Genomic DNA, 17,427 nt, shown 5'->3' with positions numbered 1-17,427 from the left:
TGTGTGTCCCAGAACACTCGCGTGGGATGCTGGTCGGCATGTCGGTGGATGCGGGACGGCGGCCGGACGCCGAGCTGGTCACGTGGCTGAGCGCGCTGCGCGAGCTGAGTTCGGCGTCCACCTCGGCCAGCGACCTACGCCATGTCCTCGACCTCGTCGCCGACACCGCGAGATCGCTACTGGGGTACGACTTCTGCGGCGTGCTGACGCCGGACGCCGACGGCGAAGCCCTCGTCATCGCGGGGTGGAGTGGCTTGTCGGCCGAGTACGTGACCCGGGTCAACACCGATCGACCGGTCCGACTCGACAGTGGCTCACCGTCGAGCCGGGCGTTCCACGCGGGCACGGCCGTGGCGATCCGCGACATCGACGCGGAGGCCGAGTTCACGCCATGGGGCGGCGTCGCCCGCGAGCAGGGTTATCGGGCCATTATCTGCGTGCCGCTCGTCGCCGGCGACCAGATCCTGGGCACCCTCAACGGGTACTACGCCCCCGTCCACACGTTCACCGGCAGCGAGGTGGAACGGCTGACCCTGTTGGCGAATCACGCCGCGATAGCGCTGACGTCGGCCAGCCGACTCGACCAACTCCGCCAACTCAACGACTCGCTGCGCGAACAACGCGACGCGCTGACCCGATCGGAGCAGATCCACGAGCGCCTCCTGTCGGTGACCTTGAGGTCGGGTGGACTGAGCGGCATCGCGGCGGTACTCGCGGAGTTGATCGGGCGTCCGGTGCTGATCGACGACGCCCGCAACGTCGTCCTCGCCACCGCCGGTGACGCCACCGAGCTGCCCGACGACGACTGGCGCGCGTCGGCCGTGGTCGACGGGTCGATTGCCTCGGCCCCGGTGCTGCTCGACGGTGACGACGGTTCGGCGTACTTCGTCTCCGTCGCCTGGCTGGGAGACGAGGCCGTGGCCCGAATCTGGTTCCCCCGTGCGGGATCGGCGTTGGACCCGGTCGGCGTGCGCGCCGTCGAGCACGCGTCGATCGTGATCTCGCTGGAGCTGCTGCGCATTCGGACGGCCGCCGAGGTGGAGCACCGGTTGCGCGGCGAGCTGCTGGCCGAGCTGTTCAGCAGCGGGCCGAACGTCTCCGAGCAGCTGGTGCAGCGGGCGCAGCGGCTGGGCCACGATCCCAGCCGACCGCACGTCGTCGTGGTGGGTGCGCTGGGCTCGGCGGACGAGCCTGCCGACAGCCGGCTCTACCAGCGGTCGCTGTCGCTCGTCGCCGATCTCGCCCACGCGCGTCGCCCCCGACCCCTGACCGCGATGCATCGCGGCAACGTGGTGACGTTGTGGCCGGTCGACGGCCAACCCAGCGACGACGCCGCCGAATTGATCCGCCGGGCAATGGGTTCGGTGTCCAGGTCGGCCGACGCGACCGTGGCGGTGTCGGCGCCGGGGGCGCACGGCTACGGCGAGGCGTACCGCACGGCAAGGGGTGCGCTGGACATCGCGATGCGCGCCGGTCGCACCAATACCGTGGTGCGGCTGGACGATCTGGGCGTGCTTGGCCTGCTGCTGCAACTAGAGGACTCGACGCAATTGGTCGACTTCGCCGGGCGCACGCTGGGTCCACTGCTCGACTACGACGCCGTCCACCGGACCGACCTGGTCGAGACGCTGCGTACCCACTTCGCCTGCAAGCTCGACCGGAGCCGGACGGCCGGTGCCCTGCACATCCACCCGAACACCGTCACCCAGCGCCTTCGACGCATCGAACAGCTCTGCGACGTCGACCTCGCCGACCCGTCGGTCGCGTTGCAGTTCAGCGCCGCGCTGACGGTGCTGGACGTGGCGTCGGTGTAGGGCGGTACATGCTTCTGGTCGAGGTGTGTGAACGGCGACATTGCCGACGGCTGCGCGCCAGACCAGGCTGGTGTCATGCACACCGCCGCCCACCCGTTCACGGCCGCGATCGTCGGCGGGTCCGTCGGCGGGCTCGCGGCCGCCCACGAGCTGCGGTCCATCGGCGGCGACGTCACCGTCTACGAGCGGTCGGTCGACCGCACCCAACCGCGCGGCGCCGGCATCGTCATGCAGGCCGAGGTCGAATCGCTGTTGGCCCGCCTCGGCGTCTCGGTGCCGTCGGTCAGCGTTCTGCTGCACGAACGTCAGCAACTGCACCGAGACGGCCGCGTCGGTCGTTACGAGGCGCCGCAGTGGATGACGGCGTGGGACACCCTGTACGGCGCGCTGCGGGCCCCGCTCGGCGACGTCTGCTACCGCCTCGGCAGCGAACTTCACGATCTGAGTGTCGAAAGTGACCGTGTCACTGCGACATTCGCCGACGGCCACCGGACGACGACCGATCTTCTGATCGGAGCCGACGGCGTCGGGTCCACCACGCGCAGCCTGCTGCGGCTGCCCGGCGACATCGCCTACGCGGGCTACGTCGCCTGGCGCGGACTCGAGCCGGAGGCGGAGTTGCCCGCGCACCTGGTCGACCTGGTCGCCGAGCGGTTCACCTCATTCGGCGCCCCCGGAATGCAGATGCTCTGCTACCTGGTTCCCGGTGCGAACGGAGAGCTGGAACGTGGCTCGCGGCGCGTCAACTGGGTCTGGTACGTCAACACCGCCGAGAGCAGCCTCGGACGGCTGCTCACCGGCACGTCCGGCCGGCGCTACGACAACTTCCTGCCACCGGGGGAGCTGACGGCGGAGAATCGGACCGAGGTGACCGCACTGGCCGAACGGACGCTGCCAGGCCCCTTCGTCGAGCTGGTCGAGCAGTCGCACGTATTCATGCAACCGGTGTTCGACCTGCCGCCGGCGCGGATGGTCGCCGACCACGTGATGCTCCTCGGCGACGCGGCGGGAACGGTCCGCCCGCACACCGCCTCCGGCACGTCCAAGGCGCTCGGTGACGCCGCGACTCTGGCGCATGCCCTCCACGGCTGGCGGCCGCCCGCGGGCCTGTCCCAGCAGCGGCTCGGTTCCTGGGAGGCGCACCGGTTGGCACACCTCGAATCGGTGGCGCGGTCGGGCATGCGATTGGCCGCCCAGTCCCTGCTCGGCCCAGCCGGTCCCGATCATTCGGCATGCGCCGATACCCGCTAGCGGGTATTCGTATTGGTGGCCAGCAGCGTCGACGTGAACTGTGTTGAGGGGCGAGGGTGATGACATGACGTCGACCGCGGACGCGACGGCGATCGTCGGCACGCCGATGAACCGAGTCGAGGGCATCGAGAAGGTGACCGGGCACGCTACCTACACCGCCGACGTCGTCGTCTCGGGAACCACGTACGCCGCGCTGGTGCAATCGGAGATCCCGCACGGCACCGTCACCGCCGACTCGCTACGGGCCAGCACCGAGCGTGCCCTCGCCGCGCCGGGAGTACTGCACGTCCTGACTCCGCTGAATTGCCCTCCGCTGCACGCCCCGCCAACCCAGATGAGCGACGACCTGCCCCTGGAGCGACGCCCACCGCTGTCCGACCTGACCGTGCAACACGTCGGCCAGCACATGGCCCTGGTGGTCGCGGACACGCTGGAGAACGCCACCGCCGCGGCGTCGACGTTCGAGCTGGCCTACGAGACCGCCGCACCTCAGCTCAGCGCCCGAGCGGTGCTCGACGAGGGGGCCTGCGCCGGAGACGACGACGGGGCCATCCGCCACGGCGTCTATCAGCCGGACCACTTCGTCAAGCTCAGCGAGGAGAAGCTGCAGGACAGCCGCGGCGCCGACGACGAACCCACGGGCGCCGCAACGGTTTCGGCCACCTACACCACCCCGCTGAACACGCACTACCCGATCGAGCTGTCGGCGACGATCGCGCAGTGGGACGACGACGTCCTCACCGTCCACGACACCACCCGGTGGATCACCGGGGAACGCATGGCGCTGGCCGCCTATCTCGGCATTCCCGAGGCCAAGGTGCGCATCCTGTCTCCACTCGTCGGCGGCGCATTCGGCTCCAAGAGCTTCCTCTGGATGCACGTCGCGCTGTGCGCCGTCGCCGCGCGAGAGGTTGGGCGTCCCGTCAAGCTGGTGCTGACCCGCGAGCAGATGTTCTCCTCCACCGGTCATCGCCCCCGCACCGAGCAGCACCTGTCCCTGGTCGCCGACGAGTCGGCGCACATCCTGAGCACCGAGCAACACACCCTGACCGAGACGTCCACCGTCGCGCACTTTTGCGAACCCGTCGGCCTCTCGGCTCGGTTCCTCTACGATTCGCCGCGGCTGGTCGTCTCGCACACCGTCGCCCGGATCAACTACCCCACACCGTGTTTCATGCGGGGTCCAGGGGAGGCGCCGGGCCTGTTCGCCCTCGAAGTCGCGATGGACGAACTGGCCTACGCCGCGGGCGTCGACCCGCTCGAACTGCGCCTGCGCAACGACACCGACCACGACCAGGCCAGCGGCAAGGCATGGTCGGGCAAGCATCTGCGCGAGTGTTATCTGCAGGGCGCGGAGCGCTTCGGGTGGGCGCAACGTCCGATGGCCCCGCGGTCGCTTCGCCGGGACGGTCTCCAGGTGGGCTGGGGCATGGCCACCGCCACCTACCCCGGCCGACGCATGCCCGCGAGTTGCCGCGTCACCACCGACGCCTCCGGCCAGGTGCGGTTCTCGTCGGCCACCCACGAGGTCGGCACGGGCGTCCGCACCGTGATGACCCAGATCGCCGCGGATGCCGCGGGCCTCGACGTCGCGGTGGTGGGCTTCGACTCCGGCGACTCGCTGTTTCCCGACGCGCCCTACAGCGGGGCGTCGCAGACGACGGCCACCGTCGGCTCTGCCGTGCACCAGGCCGCCACCGAATGGCGAAAGCGCTTGGACGACATGGGCGGTCGACTGGACGGCCTCAGCCCCGGGCAACTCGAAACTCTGAGCTTCACCACGACCAGTGACGGCGCCGCTGACGACGGGCCCGTGTCCCAGTCGTTCGGCGCGCACTTCTGCGAGGTCACGGTCGACGAGGAGATCGGCCGGGTGTCGGTGACGCGCTGGGTCGCGGTCATGGACTGTGGCCGGGTGCTCAACCCGAAGCTGGCCCGCAACCAGGTGATGGGCGGCATCACGTTCGGGCTTGGCATGGCTCTGCTCGAGCAGGTGCCCTACGACGTGCACCTCGCGCAACTCATCGGCGAGTACTACTTGCCCACGCACGCCGACCGACCCGAGTTCGACATCGGCTTCGTCGACGTCCCCGACTACGGCCTCGATCCCGTCGGGGTGCGGGGGATCGGCGAGATCGGCACCTGCGGTGTGCCCGCGGCGATTTCGAACGCGATCTTCCACGCCACCGGCAAGCGGCTGCGCGACCTGCCGATCACCCTGGAGCAGTTGATGACCCCGTTCGAGGATGCTGGAGGCACCCCATGAGAGACGTCACCCTCACCGTGAACGGCACCTCGCACACCGTGTCCGCCGACGTCCGGTCGACGCTTCTCGACCTGCTTCGCGAGACGTTGCACCTCACCGGCACCAAGAAGGGCTGCGACCACGGTCTCTGCGGCGCCTGCACCGTCGCCGTCGACGGCGAGCGCGTGGTCAGCTGCTTGACCCTGGCCGCGTCGGTCGACGGCGGCGACGTTCTGACCGTCGAGGGCATCGCCGACGGCGACCAACTGCATCCTCTGCAGCAAGCGTTCGTCGACTGCGACGGTTTTCAATGCGGCTTCTGCACCTCGGGCCAGATCTCCTCGGCGCACGCCATGCTGCACGAGCACGCCAGGGGCGACCTGTCCACGGCGTCCTTCGAGGCGGGCCGAGCCACGGTGTGCCACGGTCCGGACACGTTGTCCGACAGCGAGATTCGCGAGCGCATGGCCGGCAACATCTGCCGCTGCGGCGCCTATGCGAACATCGTCGAGGCCATCGCGGGCGTGGTGAAGGAGCAGAAGTGAAGACCTTCGAGTTCGAGCACGCCACCACCGTCGAGGGCGCCGTCGACCGCGTCGTCGCGACGGGCGGGAAGTTCTACGCCGGTGGAACGAATCTGCTTGACCTGATGAAGGGTGGCGTCGAGGAACCGGCAGCGCTCGTCGACGTCCGCCGCCTGGGACTGCGCGACGTGACCGCCACCGAATCGGGCGGCGTCCTCATCGGGTCGGGCGTCACCAACAGCGCGCTGGCCAACCACCCGTTGATCAGGTCTCGGTATCCCGTTCTGTCGCAAGCGATCCTGTCGGGAGCGACGACCCAACTTCGCAACATGGCGACCGTCGGCGGAAACCTGATGCAGCGGACCCGGTGCCCGTACTTCATGGAAACCGCGTTCGCGCAGTGCAACAAGCGCAATCCCGGCTCGGGATGCGCGGCCAGGGACGGCTTCAACCGCGAGCACGCCATCTTCGGGGCCAGCGAGTCCTGCGTCGCGATCCATCCGTCCGACATGGCCGTCGCCCTGGCCATCCTGGACGCCGTCGTGCACGTGCACGGACCCGACGGCCGCCGCGAGGTGTCGATCTCGGAGTTCTTCCGGCTGCCCGGAGACGAGCCTCATCGGGACAACACCCTGCGCGCTGCGGAGTTGATCGTCGGGATCGAGCTGCCGCCGTCGCCGTTCGCCGAGCATTCCTGGTACCTCAAGGTCCGCGACCGGCACAGCTACGCCTTCGCGCTGGTGTCCGTCGCAGCCGGGTTGCGCGTCGAGGACGGGGTCGTCACCGCCGCGGCCGTGGCGCTCGGCGGGGTCGCCCCGATGCCGTGGCGCGTGGCGGAGGCCGACGCCCTGCTGATCGGTCAGTCGCCGACCGACGCCGTCTTCCGGCGCGCCGCGAAGCGGATCATGGCGGACGCCGAACCGTTGGGCCAGAACGGGTTCAAGGTCGACCTGGGTCGGCACTCGGTGGTGCGTGCGCTGTCGACGGCCCTGCGGGTCAGCTGAGGTCGCCGACGGTCTTGTCGCGGTTGGCGTCCTTGCCGCAGAACTCGAGGGTGGCCGCGACGCGCGTCGCGACGTCGGAGGTGGAGGCGTTGCGGCCGTTGCGCGCCTTGAGGACGTTCGCGACGGTGGCACTGCGGGTGTCTCGACTCATGCCGGTGAAGTCATGGCACGTGGTGGACGCGTCGCCGATCCCCGCGCAACCCGCGAGGGCGACACCTATGGCGGCCAAGACCGCGACGGTTCGGTACATGCCTCGACGCTACGGTACCCAGCCGAGGTTCAGAGGACGACGGAGATCTCGTCACTCAGGTCGTAGCCCGGGGCGAGGGGGAGGGTGTCACCGCTCCAGAACTTGCCGGGATCGAACCAGTTGGTGTCCTTGTCGGTGGCCAGTAGCCCCATCTCCTGGTAGGTGACGGCGACGGTCTCGGCGCAGTATGCGGTCTCCAGACCCACCTTGCGGCGGCGCTCCCGTTTGCGCCCGGTGAGGTGCTGAACCCGGTCGTCCAGAATCGGAATGCCCTTCGTCCAGTCGTGCAACGTGGGCAGCCGACCGCGGAACCATCGCGCGGTGAGTTTGGCGGTCGTCGGGAACGCGGTGCCGTCCATCCGGGCGATCACCCGCAGCAGGTCGTCTTCCTGCTGACGGGTGGCGTAGGGGGTCATCTGGCGCAGCCAGCATCGCTGGCCGTAGGTGAGCATCCACCGCTCGACCGCCTGCCGCAGATCGTTGAGCTGCACGCCGCGGTGATGGCCGCCGCTCCAGAGGCATTCCAGCTTGTCGCCGAGTTCGGCGTGCCAGATCAGCGGCGGCAGATCGTCGACGGCCACCGTCATGCCGACGTGGTTGACGGGGGCGTTGGTCATGGTCTGGATCGCGCGGTCGGGACCCGACTCGCCGCGGAACAGCCAGATGTCCCCGGTTCGCGTTTCGGCCAGCGCGTGTTCGAGCGTCACCGTGTTCGCATTCACCATGGCAGCTTAGGTTCGGTGGGCATGAGCGAAGCGACCCGGGGCTCTCATGCAGACTGGGGCGATGCGAGGCATCTGGAAGTGGATCGGACTGGCCGGTGTTGCCGGGGTGGTGGCCGGCGGCGCCTTGGTCGCGCGGGATCAGCGCAAGCGAAATGCCTATACGCCCGACGACATCAGGGCGAAGCTGCACCAGCGGCTGGCGGAGTCCGACGCGAAGGAGTAGGCGGCTCAGGCGGTCACCGCGTACAGCCGGTGAGTGCCGTTGAACCCCTTGAGTTCGACGTCCCTGCCCTCGTCGACGGTGACGTCGTCGCCGAGGGCATCGCGCACCGACTCGCTGATCAGGATCTCACCGCCCTCGGCCGCCGCCGCCACCCTGGCCGCCATGGCCACGTTGCGGCCGAACAGGTCGTCGCCTCGGCGCACCGACTTGCCCGCGTGAATGCCGATGCGGACCCGAATCCCGTTGGGCCGCTTGGCGAGTTCGCGCTGCAGATCCATGCTGCACCACACCGCCTGCTCGGGCCGGGCGAAGGCGATCATGAAGCCGTCGCCCTGACTCTTGACGACGTATCCGGAGTGGCGTTTGACCAAGCGGCTCACCGTCTTGTCGTGCCGGTCGATGAGGCGCACCCAGGCCTTGTCGCCGATGCGCTCGTTGAGTGCGGTGGACCCCTCGATGTCGGAGAACACGATGGCGACGCGTCCGTTGGGCGCCAGCCGGGCCAGGTCGGGGCGTTCGACGGTCGCCCAGTCGGCGAGGTCCTCGATGTTGGATCGGACCGCTGCGCCGAATCCCTCCTTGCGGAAGATGTTCGCGGTCTGCCACACGGTCTTGACGGCCTCGCGTCCGCCGGACACCAGGTTGGCCCGGGTGTCGAGCCGGCGCTGCAACTCACCCAGCTCCTGGTCGCGCTTCTTGACCCGCTGCCACAGGACGGCGATGGCGCCGGCTTCGGCGACGGCTACGGCGAGCAGCAGGTAGATCGCGATCATCGGTAGCGACACGGGTTGATTATCAATGCCGGACCATCGCGCCGACCGTGGGCCCCATGGCGGATTTTGCCACCACTGATCGCCGTAGGGCCCACACTCGGCGCCGAGCTACGCCAAGCCGGCGGTCACCGTCGCCAGATCGAAGTAGTCCCGCCACGCGGCGATGTGCCCGTCGCGGACCTCGAAGGTGCCCATCACGGGCAGTTCGAGCCGACCGCCGTTCGTCCGTCGCATGACGTCGGTGCGCTCGTTCATCACCAGACTGCCCTTGGCGATCTGCCGATGAATCGTGAAGTCGATGCCCTCCATGCCGTCGAGCATCATGGGCAGTAGAGCCCGAATCGCCGCCAAGCCCTCGGCGGGTGCCATCGGAATGTTGTGGTAGACCGCGTCTTCGGTGAAGTAACTCAGGATCGTCTCGAGATCCGGGTTGGCCCACAGGGCGCAGAACTCGGTCACCAGCTCGGCGGGATCGTTTGTCATGCCTCGATGAAACGTGCGGTGGCGGCGAAAGGCAACCACGGAGTCGCCGCGCTCACCACCCCTCGGTAAGCACCCGGTCCAACGCGTCGACGTAGAAGTCCGCGCCTGCCACGTCGAGACACAGCGGCGGCTTGGTCTTCAGGATGTTCTGCCGGTCGCCGGTCGGCTGGATGACCACCCCGAGCTCGAGCATCCGGTTGCAGATGGCCGCCGTCTCCTCAGTGGCCGGCTCCAGGGCCTCGGGGTCGCGGACCATCTCGACGCCGAGGTAGAGGCCCATGCCGTGCACGGTGCCGATGACGGGGTGCTTCTCACGCAGCGCCAGCAGCCGGCTCTTGAGGTGGCCTCCCACCCGGGACGCGTTGCCCTGCAGGTCTTCGTCCCGCAGTACGTCGAGCACGGTGATGCCGATCGCGCTGGACAGCGGGCTGCCACCCGTGGACGAGAAGAAGTAGCCCTGTGAGCTGAACGCCTCGGCAATCGCACGGCTGGTGATCACCGCGCCCAGCGGATACCCGTTGCCCACCGACTTCGCGACCGACACGATGTCGGGCACCACCTGCTGTTGGTCGAAGCCCCAGAACCATTCGCCGAGGCGGCCGTACCCGACCTGCACCTCGTCGGCGACAGCGAAGCCGCCGGCCTCCCGGACCGCGGCGTACACCTGGGCCAGGTACCCGTCGGGCAAGGCCATGCCGCCGGCGTTGCCGTACACCGACTCGCAGATGAACCCTGCGGGCGGGCGCCCCGCCGCGACCATCTCGGCCACCGTGGCGACCGCATCGGGTGCGTACCGGCTGGCGTCGGCGCCGCGGTAGGTGCCGCGAAAGCTGTTGGGCGACTCCACCACGTGGATCCAGTCCGGTCGCGTGGTCAGCGCATTCGGATTGTCGGCCGTCGACGTCGACACCGCGTCGGTCGCGTAGGTCCACCCGTGGTATGCCTCGCCGACGGCGATCACGTCCCGGCGCCCCGACACCGCGATGGCCAGGCGTAGCGCCAAATCGCTTGCCTCGGAACCGGAGTTCACCAGGAAGACGGTGTCCAGGGGCTCGGGCAGGGTGGCGGCCAGGCGCTCGCTGAATTCGACGACCGCCTCGTAGTTGAAGCGGGAGTTCGTGTTCAGTCGGCGCAACTGGCGCGCGGCGACCTCGGCGATCCGCGGATGCGCATGCCCGAGCACCGTCACGTTGTTGACCATGTCGAGGTACACCCGACCCGCCGTCGACATCAAGTAGTGCCGTCGGCCCCGTTCGATCTGCGGTGGGTCGGCGTAGTAGTGCTCCTGCACCCGGGCGAAGCTCTGGTCGCGGCGGGCCAGCAGATCGCGCGCCTTGGTGCCCGGCACGGCGGGCAGGCCCAGGAGCGGACGCGGGTCACGCGAGAGCGCCAGCCAGCCGGGGGCCAGCTCCGCGGTCGTGAAGGCCGGGGCCACCGGCGCGCCGACGGGCCGGACGCTCACGGTGGTCCAACGGTCGGCGGCGACGGTGGTCAGCTCCGCGCCCTCCTCGACGCGGTCGGCCGTCGGCACCCCGCTGACCGTCAGCTCGTAATCCGCACCGGTCAGCGTGAATTCGCTCTCGGACCGGACGACGTCACCGGCCCACGGCGCCACCATCGTGACCGGTGCGGCCGGCCACAGCGACACACCGGTGGCCACGACGGCTGGCGAGTCCTGGCTCAACAGTGGCGCACGGGTCAGGTTGGGCTCGCCGAACCGGGTGACGACCAGGCTCGCGCCTCCGTCGACCTCCTTGCGCGCCAACACGTCCTGAAAAGCCGGGGCGACGAAGTCCTCCGGGGCGTCGTCGAAGACCTCGGAGACGGTGGAGAGGTCGAGCGTTCGCACGGTCGTGGCGTCGAGACCCGAAATCAACGCCCCGCTCACCGGTCCCGCGTCGTCGGCGAGGCCGAGCTCGGCCCGGATGACGGCCGTCATCACGTCGAGCGGCACCGACGCCGCCCGCTCGAACATCCGGATCTCGTCGTCGGACTGGTTGGTCAGATACTCGTTGTCGGGATCCAGCACGACCTGCTGGGCGCAGCTGACGATGAGCACTGCGGTGCGGAGCACCAGCAGCGGCCAGAGCACGTCGGCCTCGGCGGAGCTCAGCGGCCGGATCGCGTGAAAGGCCTTGACGCCGGGCAGGATCGACGTGGGGCCGGCGCCGGGATGGCTGAGCACCGAGGACAGGGTGACGGCGAGCTCGGAGACCGCCCAGGTGTCCGACAGGTCGCCGAAGTCGATGATGCCGTCCGGTCGGCCGGTGCCGTTCCCCGCGACGACGTTGGCGTCGGTCAGGTCGAGATGCACCGCCTGGCGGGGTAGGTCGTCGGCCAGGGGCGCGATCCTCGCCCACGCGTTGGCGGCGGCGCGTGTCAGGTGTTCCCGAGCCGACGGGTCGACGACGTGCGCGGCCAGAGCCATGACGACGTCGTGGCCGTAGCGGAGGTCCCATTGCAGCGCCCGGTCCAGGCCAGGATGGCGAAAGTCCTTCAGCGCGCGGCTGACCCGGCCCGCGAGCTCGCCCATGCCTGCGACGACTGCGGGTGCCAGATAGCCCCTGTCGACCAGCGTGCCGCCGTCGACGAACCTCAGCAGCCGGACGTGAGCGGTCCCGTCCACCAGATCGGTGACCGTCGTCGCCGGCTCGCCTGCCAGGTTGGGCAGCGGCACCGCCACCCGCAGCGTCGGCTCCGCCGCGGCGATGGCCTCGGCCGCGGCGTCCTGCGCAGCCAGTTCGGTGGCGGTGAAGGCGGTGTTGGCGATCTTCAGAACGCCGAGCAGCCGGTCGTCGCCGTCGTAGACCAGGAAGTTCTTGTCCTGATTGCTGCCAAGGGATTTCACCCTGGCGGTCAGGCCGTAATGAGTGGCCAACACCGCCTCGGCTCGCTCGTCGTCGACCTGGGGCGCCGGCAGCTCCGGCTGCTCGAGGAAGTTGAAGCCCGTGACACGGAAGGTGGCGCTCATCGGTTCACGAATCCCACGACGGCGTCGGTGAACGCGTCGTTGTCGTCACCCGCGGCGGTGTGGCCGGCGGCGGAGAGCTCGACGAACTCCGCGCGCGGCACCTTGGCGAGGAAGTCCTGGACACCTTCGGTGCTCACCACGTCGGACAGCTTGCCACGGATCAACAGGATGGGAATCCGGAGGTCGATCGCGGCCTGTTCGAGTGCGTCCATTCGGACGAACGGGTCGTCGGCGGGCTTGGTGAGGAACGCCGGATCCCAGTGCCAGTACCATCGGCCGTCGCGCAGCCGCAGGTTCTTCTTCAACCCCTCGGGGCTGCGGGGTTTGGCGCGGTGCGGCAGGTAGGCGGAGACCGCGTCGGCCGCCTGCTCCAGCGATTCGAAACCGTCGACGCCGCTGAACATGAAGTCGCGGATGCGGGCGCTGCCGTCCTTCTCGAACCGGGGGACGACGTCGACCAACACCAACTTGGTGACCACGCCGGCACCCGCCTCGTGCGCGGCGAGAATGCCCGTGAGCCCGCCCATGCTGGCGCCGATCAGTACCGTCGGCCCGCCGATCTGGTCGACCACCCGCAACGTGTCGGCGCAGAGCGAGTCGACGGAGTAGTCGGCGGTGGGCGAGCGGTCGCTGTCGCCGTGGCCGCGGCTGTCGAGGGCGACGACGTGGAAGCCGCCGTCGGCGAGGACCTGGCCGGTGTTCTTCCACGAGTGCCTGTTCTGCCCGCCGCCGTGCAGCATCAGGATGGAGGGCCGCCCGTCGGCGGTGCCCACACCCCTGTTCCATTCGTCGGCGACCAAGGCGAGGTCGTCCGCTCCGCGGAACGTCACCGTCGTCAACGTGCTGCTTGCCTCGCTCGTGGCCATGCCCGCACGTTACAAGGTGCCGATCTTCGTTCGACGCTGGCCGCACGCCCGCGATGACTTTCGGCGTCGAGCCCGGTCAGCACGGGTGAATCAATCCCACACAGGAGGTCGTCGACCATGCCACCGATCACCCCGTCGCTCTGGTTCGACGGCGATCTCGAGAACGCCGCCGAGTTCTACACCTCGGTGTTCCCCAATTCGTCGATCGAGGGGTTCAACCGCTACACCGAGGCGGGCCCCGGCACGCCGGGAGAGGTCATGTCCGGCACGTTCGTGCTCGACGGACACCGCTTCGTCGGCATCAACGGTGGCCCGCAGTTTCCGTTCACCGAGGCGGTGTCGTTCGAGGTGCGGTGCGCCGACCAGGACGAGGTCGACTACTACTGGAACCGGCTTCTGGACGGCGGTGTCGAGTCGCATTGCGGATGGCTCGAGGACCGCTTCGGGCTGAGCTGGCAGATCGTTCCCGAGCGGCTGTTCGAACTGCTCGACGACCCCGACCCCGCCCGGGCCGCGGCTGCGACCGCGGCAATGCTCGGCATGCGCCGGATCGTCGTCGCGGAACTGGAGGAGGCCGTGCGCGACGTCTGACTCCGGTCGCCGCACGACGGGCCGGTACCTTGAGTGCGACGCGCGGGCGACGCCGAAGGAGCGAACATGGCAGGCGAGGAGAGGACGGAGCCACGCTGGCTCGACGTCACCACCCCGGACGTCCGCCTCAAGGCCTTGACCTGGGGCCCCGACGACGCCCCGATTGCGCTGTGCCTGCACGGCTTTCCCGACACCGCACACGGTTGGCGCAAGATTGCGCCGACGCTGGTGGACGCGGGGTGGCGGGTGGTGGCGCCGTTCATGCGCGGGTACGCCCCGTCGTCGACCTCGGCCGACGGGAGCTACCACGTCGGGGCCCTGATGGACGACGCGTTGCGCGTGCTCGACGCGGCCGGCCCGACCGGTCGCGACGTACTGGTCGGACACGACTGGGGGGCGATCGCGGGTGCCGGGCTGGCGGCCGTGCCCGACAGCCCGTTCCGCAAGGCCGTCATCATGTCGGTGCCGCCCGCGGGGTCCTTCCGGCCGTTCGGCCAGGTCCCCGACGCCGGCAAGCTGGCCGCCCAACTTCCTCGTCAGCTGCTGCGGAGCTGGTACATCATGTTCTTCCAATTGCCGCTGCTGCCAGAGCGTTCTGCGTCCTGGGTGGTGCCCCGCCTCTGGCGGCAGTGGTCACCGTCGTATGCCGCCGACGAGGACGTGGCACTGGTGCTCGACGCGATCGGTGCCCCCGACAACTGGCGTGCCGCGCTCGGCTACTACCGCGCGGCGGTCCGTGGAAGCACCCCGCCGCCGCGCTACGCCGAGCTGCACGAGCACTGGCTGTCACCCCTTCGGTTGCCGACGCTGTACCTGCACGGCTCCGACGACGGGTGCGCCTCGGCGGACTACACGCGGTGGGTGGAGCCAGCGCTGCCGGCGGGCAGCCGGGCCGAGATCGTCGACGGCGCAGGGCACTTCATGCAACTGGATCGACCGGACGACGTGGCACGCCGCATCGTCGACTTCGTCGGAACCGACGGCTAGCTAGCGCTTCTTCAGGGCCGGGTGGGTGCGGGCCAGGATCGGCAGCAACAGCCGGCGCGGCAGGATCTGGTAGGCCGCGGCGCCCACCCTGTTGAACACGCCGGGGACGATGACCGTCTTGCCGGCGGCCAACCCGTCCACCGCCGCGGCGGCGACGTCGGCGGCGCTGACCCACATCGCCTTCGGCAGCGCGGCCTCGGCGTCCGCGTCGGAGATGCCGGCTGCCGCACCGAATTCCGTCTTCACCGGACCTGGGCACAATGCCGCCGCGACGACGCCGGTGCCGGTCAGCTCCTGACCGAGGGCCTGGGTGTAGGACAGCACGAACGCCTTGGCCGCGCCGTAGGCGGCCTGTCCCGGCAGCGGCCCGAAGGCCCCGACCGACGCGACGTTGAGCACGGCACCACGGCCGCGGGAGACCATGGCCGGCACGAAGCGGCTACACAGGTCCACCACCGCGGCGACGTCGACCTCGACGAGGTTGAGCTCGGCGACGGGGTCCGACGTCGCGACCGGACCGGACGTGCTGAGCCCGGCGTTGTTGACCAGCACGTCGACGACCAGTCCCAGTTCGGCGACCCGCCCGGGGAGGGCCGCGCGCTCGTCGGCCTTGGAGAGGTCGGCGGCCAGCACCTCGGCGCCCGACCCGAGCGACGCCGCGAGGGCCTGCAGCTTGTCGGCCCGCCGCGCCACCAGCACCACGTGCCGGCCCCGCCTGGAGAATTCCCTGGCGAGCTCCGCACCGATGCCCGACGAGGCGCCGGTGACGAGCACCGTCCCGTGGTCACTGGCCGCTGGAAGCATGCCCGCAGCCTAGCCTTGGGCCCATGACGCGGGAGCGGCTGACGCCGATCGACGCACAGACGTTCTGGCTGGCGGGCAAGATCCCGAACGACACCGTCCTGCTGTTCGGCTTCGCGGGTGGTCCCGCCGACGTGGCTCGCACGCTCGACGGTCTCGAGTCCCGTGCCCGCAGCTGTCCCGAGTTGTCGGTGCGCGTGCAGGACGGCGGGGCGTGGGGCTATCCGCGCTGGGTGCACCGCGACGTCGACCGGTCGCAGTTCGTGGTGCACGACCTGGAGGACCGCACCTGGGCGGGGTGCCTGGCCGCGGTCGGTGCGCTGGTCGACGAGCAGTTGGACGCCACCGACACGGCGTGGCGGTTGCACGTCTTCACCGACGTCGACGCGCTGCCCGGGGTGGACGGTCCCGGCACCGTGGCGGTGCTGCAGATCTCGCACGCCCTGGGTGGCGGCGGCCGCACCTCGGCGCATGCGGCGCTGATGTTCGGCAGAGCCGACGTCGACCTGCCGGCGATCCATCCCCGGTCGATCGGCCCGATCAGCTTGCCGTTGGCCGGTTTTCGGGCCGCCCGGGCGCACCGCAGGCTGATGGCCGACGTCGAGAGCGGGGCGGTGCCCGCGCAGGCGGAGCTGCGCCCGTTGCTGCGCACCAACGACCGACCGTCGGGACCACGCAGCCTTCGGACCGTCGTCCGGCGGCGTTCCGAGCTGGCGGATGCCACGGTGACGGTGGCCGCCCTGTCCGCGGTGTCGGCCGCGCTCGGTGCGCGACTGGCGGCCGTGGGCGACGACGTGTCGGCGCTCGGTGCCGAGGTGCCCATGACGAAGCCACCACCGCGGTTGGGCTACAACCACTTTGGCAACGTCGGCGTCGGTCTGTATCCGGGCCTGCCCGGGCGGGTCCGGATCGCCCGGATCACCGACGACCTGGCGGCCCGGCGGTTGCGCGCCGGTCACCAGGCGATGCGCGCGGCCGACCTGGCGTTCGCCGCGACGCCCGCGACGTTGTTGCGTTGGGGGATGGGCAAGTTCGACGCCGACGTCCGCCCCGCGGCGGTGACGGGCAACACCGTGGTCTCCAGCGTCAACTGCGGCGCCGCCGACTTCAGCTTCGGCGGGGCGCCGGTCGCGCTGATGACCGCCTTCGCCGGACTGTCGCCGATGATGGGCCTGACCCACGTGGTCGGCGGTGTCGGCGACACCGTCACGATCGGCGTGCACGCCGCCGAGTCGGCACTGGGTGGCCCCGACGGGATCGACGAGTACGTGGCCGCGCTCGGCACCGCGCTGTCGGACACCTAACCCCGCAGCGCCGCGATGCCGACGTCGAGCGCGGCCTCCAGGTAGCCGAGGTCGCCGGTGCTCATCAGGACCAGCACGCCGCCCTGGATGCCCGCCAGCATCGCCGCCGCGGCGCGCGAGGCGTCCACGCCGGCGTCGACCTTGCCCTGGGCCTGCATGGCCCGCACGCCCGCCTCGATCTCCGAGCGCCACTGGTCGATCAGGGTCGACGTGACGGCCTGTGCGCCGGGCGTGCGACCGATCTCCGACATCACCGTCGACAGCGGGCAGAGTTGCCCCTGCTGGCGGTACCGCTCGACGACGGCGTCGCGCCACCTCTGCCACGCCGCCCACGAGACGAGCTGGCCGAGGTGCGGCTGCTGGTCGCTGAGCACCCGCGCCGCCTCCTGCTCGGCCACGGCCAGCAGCAGTTGGTCCTTGCCGCCGGGAAAGTAGTGGAACAGTTGGCTCTTGGAGGTTGCGGTGTGCGCCATGACGTCTTCGAGTGTGGTGGCGACCGCGCCGCGGACTCGGATCTCGGCGGCCGCCCCGTCGACGATCCGCTGCCGCGTCGCACGGCCCTTCGGGGTGAGTTTCTGCATCCCGTTTGGACTCACGGGTCCAAACTTTACGCCA

17 protein-coding genes are annotated in these 17,427 nt (G+C 70.0%); 9 read left to right on the top strand and 8 right to left on the bottom strand.

The genetic code is table 11. The features are described from left to right. Positions 1 to 38: 38 nt before the first annotated feature. The 5 genes from H7J06_RS05865 (at position 39) to H7J06_RS05845 (ending at position 6,838) form a co-directional block, all read left to right on the top strand. Positions 39 to 1,814: a helix-turn-helix domain-containing protein gene (locus tag H7J06_RS05865; RefSeq protein ID WP_264037723.1), complete on the top strand. Its 1,776-nt coding sequence runs from the start codon at positions 39 to 41 to the stop codon at positions 1,812 to 1,814. A 75-nt stretch (positions 1,815 to 1,889) separates the two neighbouring features. Beyond that, on the top strand, positions 1,890 to 3,065 hold the full coding sequence (locus tag H7J06_RS05860; RefSeq protein WP_264037722.1) for an FAD binding domain-containing protein: 1,176 nt from the start codon (positions 1,890 to 1,892) through the stop codon (positions 3,063 to 3,065). 64 nt (positions 3,066 to 3,129) lie between these two features. Continuing rightward, entirely contained in the window at positions 3,130 to 5,331 is a 2,202-nt protein-coding gene (locus H7J06_RS05855; protein ID WP_264037720.1) for a xanthine dehydrogenase family protein molybdopterin-binding subunit, read from the top strand. Beyond that, positions 5,328 to 5,855 (top strand): (2Fe-2S)-binding protein, encoded by a 528-nt coding sequence (locus H7J06_RS05850; RefSeq protein ID WP_264037719.1) that lies wholly within the window; start codon positions 5,328 to 5,330, stop codon positions 5,853 to 5,855. Before H7J06_RS05855 ends, H7J06_RS05850 begins: the two co-directional genes overlap by 4 nt. Then, positions 5,852 to 6,838 carry an FAD binding domain-containing protein gene (locus H7J06_RS05845; protein ID WP_264037718.1) on the top strand — a complete coding sequence of 329 codons (987 nt, stop codon included), beginning with the start codon at positions 5,852 to 5,854 and terminating at the stop codon, positions 6,836 to 6,838. Before H7J06_RS05850 ends, H7J06_RS05845 begins: the two co-directional genes overlap by 4 nt. On the opposite strand, the gene H7J06_RS05840 is transcribed toward H7J06_RS05845, so the two are convergent. Together H7J06_RS05840 and H7J06_RS05835 are read right to left on the bottom strand one after the other, a co-directional pair. After that, the gene (locus H7J06_RS05840; protein WP_264037717.1) at positions 6,831 to 7,088 is read right to left on the bottom strand and encodes a hypothetical protein; all 258 of its coding nucleotides are present in this window, start codon (positions 7,086 to 7,088) and stop codon (positions 6,831 to 6,833) included. The two genes, H7J06_RS05845 and H7J06_RS05840, sit on opposite strands and share 8 nt — an antisense overlap. Positions 7,089 to 7,117: 29 nt before the next feature. Continuing rightward, the gene (locus tag H7J06_RS05835; protein ID WP_264037716.1) at positions 7,118 to 7,810 is read right to left on the bottom strand and encodes a guanylate cyclase; all 693 of its coding nucleotides are present in this window, start codon (positions 7,808 to 7,810) and stop codon (positions 7,118 to 7,120) included. Between the two features lie 64 nt (positions 7,811 to 7,874). Between H7J06_RS05835 and H7J06_RS05830 the strand changes: the two genes are divergently transcribed. After that, on the top strand, positions 7,875 to 8,036 hold the full coding sequence (locus tag H7J06_RS05830; RefSeq protein ID WP_264037715.1) for a hypothetical protein: 162 nt from the start codon (positions 7,875 to 7,877) through the stop codon (positions 8,034 to 8,036). A gap of 5 nt (positions 8,037 to 8,041) precedes the next feature. Here the strand turns inward: H7J06_RS05830 and H7J06_RS05825 are convergent, their stop codons facing one another. From H7J06_RS05825 to H7J06_RS05810, 4 genes are all read right to left on the bottom strand, one after another. Further along, positions 8,042 to 8,809 carry an adenylate/guanylate cyclase domain-containing protein gene (locus H7J06_RS05825; RefSeq protein ID WP_264037844.1) on the bottom strand — a complete coding sequence of 256 codons (768 nt, stop codon included), beginning with the start codon at positions 8,807 to 8,809 and terminating at the stop codon, positions 8,042 to 8,044. Positions 8,810 to 8,917: 108 nt separating this feature from the next. After that, positions 8,918 to 9,292, bottom strand: a complete 375-nt coding sequence (locus tag H7J06_RS05820) for a limonene-1,2-epoxide hydrolase family protein (protein WP_264037714.1) — start codon at positions 9,290 to 9,292, stop codon at positions 8,918 to 8,920. A gap of 52 nt (positions 9,293 to 9,344) precedes the next feature. Then, positions 9,345 to 12,263 carry an aminotransferase gene (locus H7J06_RS05815; RefSeq protein ID WP_264037713.1) on the bottom strand — a complete coding sequence of 973 codons (2,919 nt, stop codon included), beginning with the start codon at positions 12,261 to 12,263 and terminating at the stop codon, positions 9,345 to 9,347. Continuing rightward, positions 12,260 to 13,129, bottom strand: a complete 870-nt coding sequence (locus H7J06_RS05810; RefSeq protein WP_264037711.1) for an alpha/beta fold hydrolase — start codon at positions 13,127 to 13,129, stop codon at positions 12,260 to 12,262. The genes H7J06_RS05815 and H7J06_RS05810 overlap by 4 nt, the downstream gene beginning before the upstream one ends. Before the next feature lie 117 nt (positions 13,130 to 13,246). Here H7J06_RS05810 and H7J06_RS05805 point away from each other — a divergent pair, with 117 nt between their 5' ends. Both H7J06_RS05805 and H7J06_RS05800 read left to right on the top strand, forming a co-directional pair. Beyond that, complete coding sequence (locus H7J06_RS05805; RefSeq protein WP_264037710.1) at positions 13,247 to 13,720, top strand: VOC family protein; 474 nt, start codon at positions 13,247 to 13,249, stop codon at positions 13,718 to 13,720. Between the two features lie 66 nt (positions 13,721 to 13,786). After that, positions 13,787 to 14,707 carry an alpha/beta fold hydrolase gene (locus H7J06_RS05800; protein WP_264037709.1) on the top strand — a complete coding sequence of 307 codons (921 nt, stop codon included), beginning with the start codon at positions 13,787 to 13,789 and terminating at the stop codon, positions 14,705 to 14,707. Here H7J06_RS05800 and H7J06_RS05795 read toward each other — a convergent pair whose 3' ends face one another. Beyond that, a complete protein-coding gene (locus H7J06_RS05795) occupies positions 14,708 to 15,511 on the bottom strand; it encodes an SDR family NAD(P)-dependent oxidoreductase (RefSeq protein WP_264037708.1) in 804 nt (267 codons plus the stop codon). 23 nt (positions 15,512 to 15,534) lie between these two features. On the opposite strand from H7J06_RS05795, the gene H7J06_RS05790 reads away from it, so the two are divergent. Further along, entirely contained in the window at positions 15,535 to 16,812 is a 1,278-nt protein-coding gene (locus H7J06_RS05790) for a WS/DGAT domain-containing protein (RefSeq protein ID WP_264037707.1), read from the top strand. On the opposite strand, the gene H7J06_RS05785 is transcribed toward H7J06_RS05790, so the two are convergent. Next, entirely contained in the window at positions 16,809 to 17,393 is a 585-nt protein-coding gene (locus H7J06_RS05785) for a TetR/AcrR family transcriptional regulator (protein WP_264037843.1), read from the bottom strand. The two genes, H7J06_RS05790 and H7J06_RS05785, sit on opposite strands and share 4 nt — an antisense overlap. Between the last annotated feature and the right edge of the window lie 34 nt (positions 17,394 to 17,427).

The sequence above is a fragment of the Mycolicibacterium hodleri genome, assembly GCF_025822245.1.
GTDB classification, from domain to species: Bacteria; Actinomycetota; Actinomycetes; order Mycobacteriales; family Mycobacteriaceae; genus Mycobacterium; species Mycobacterium hodleri.
This window is presented reverse-complemented; position numbering and strand designations above follow the sequence as displayed.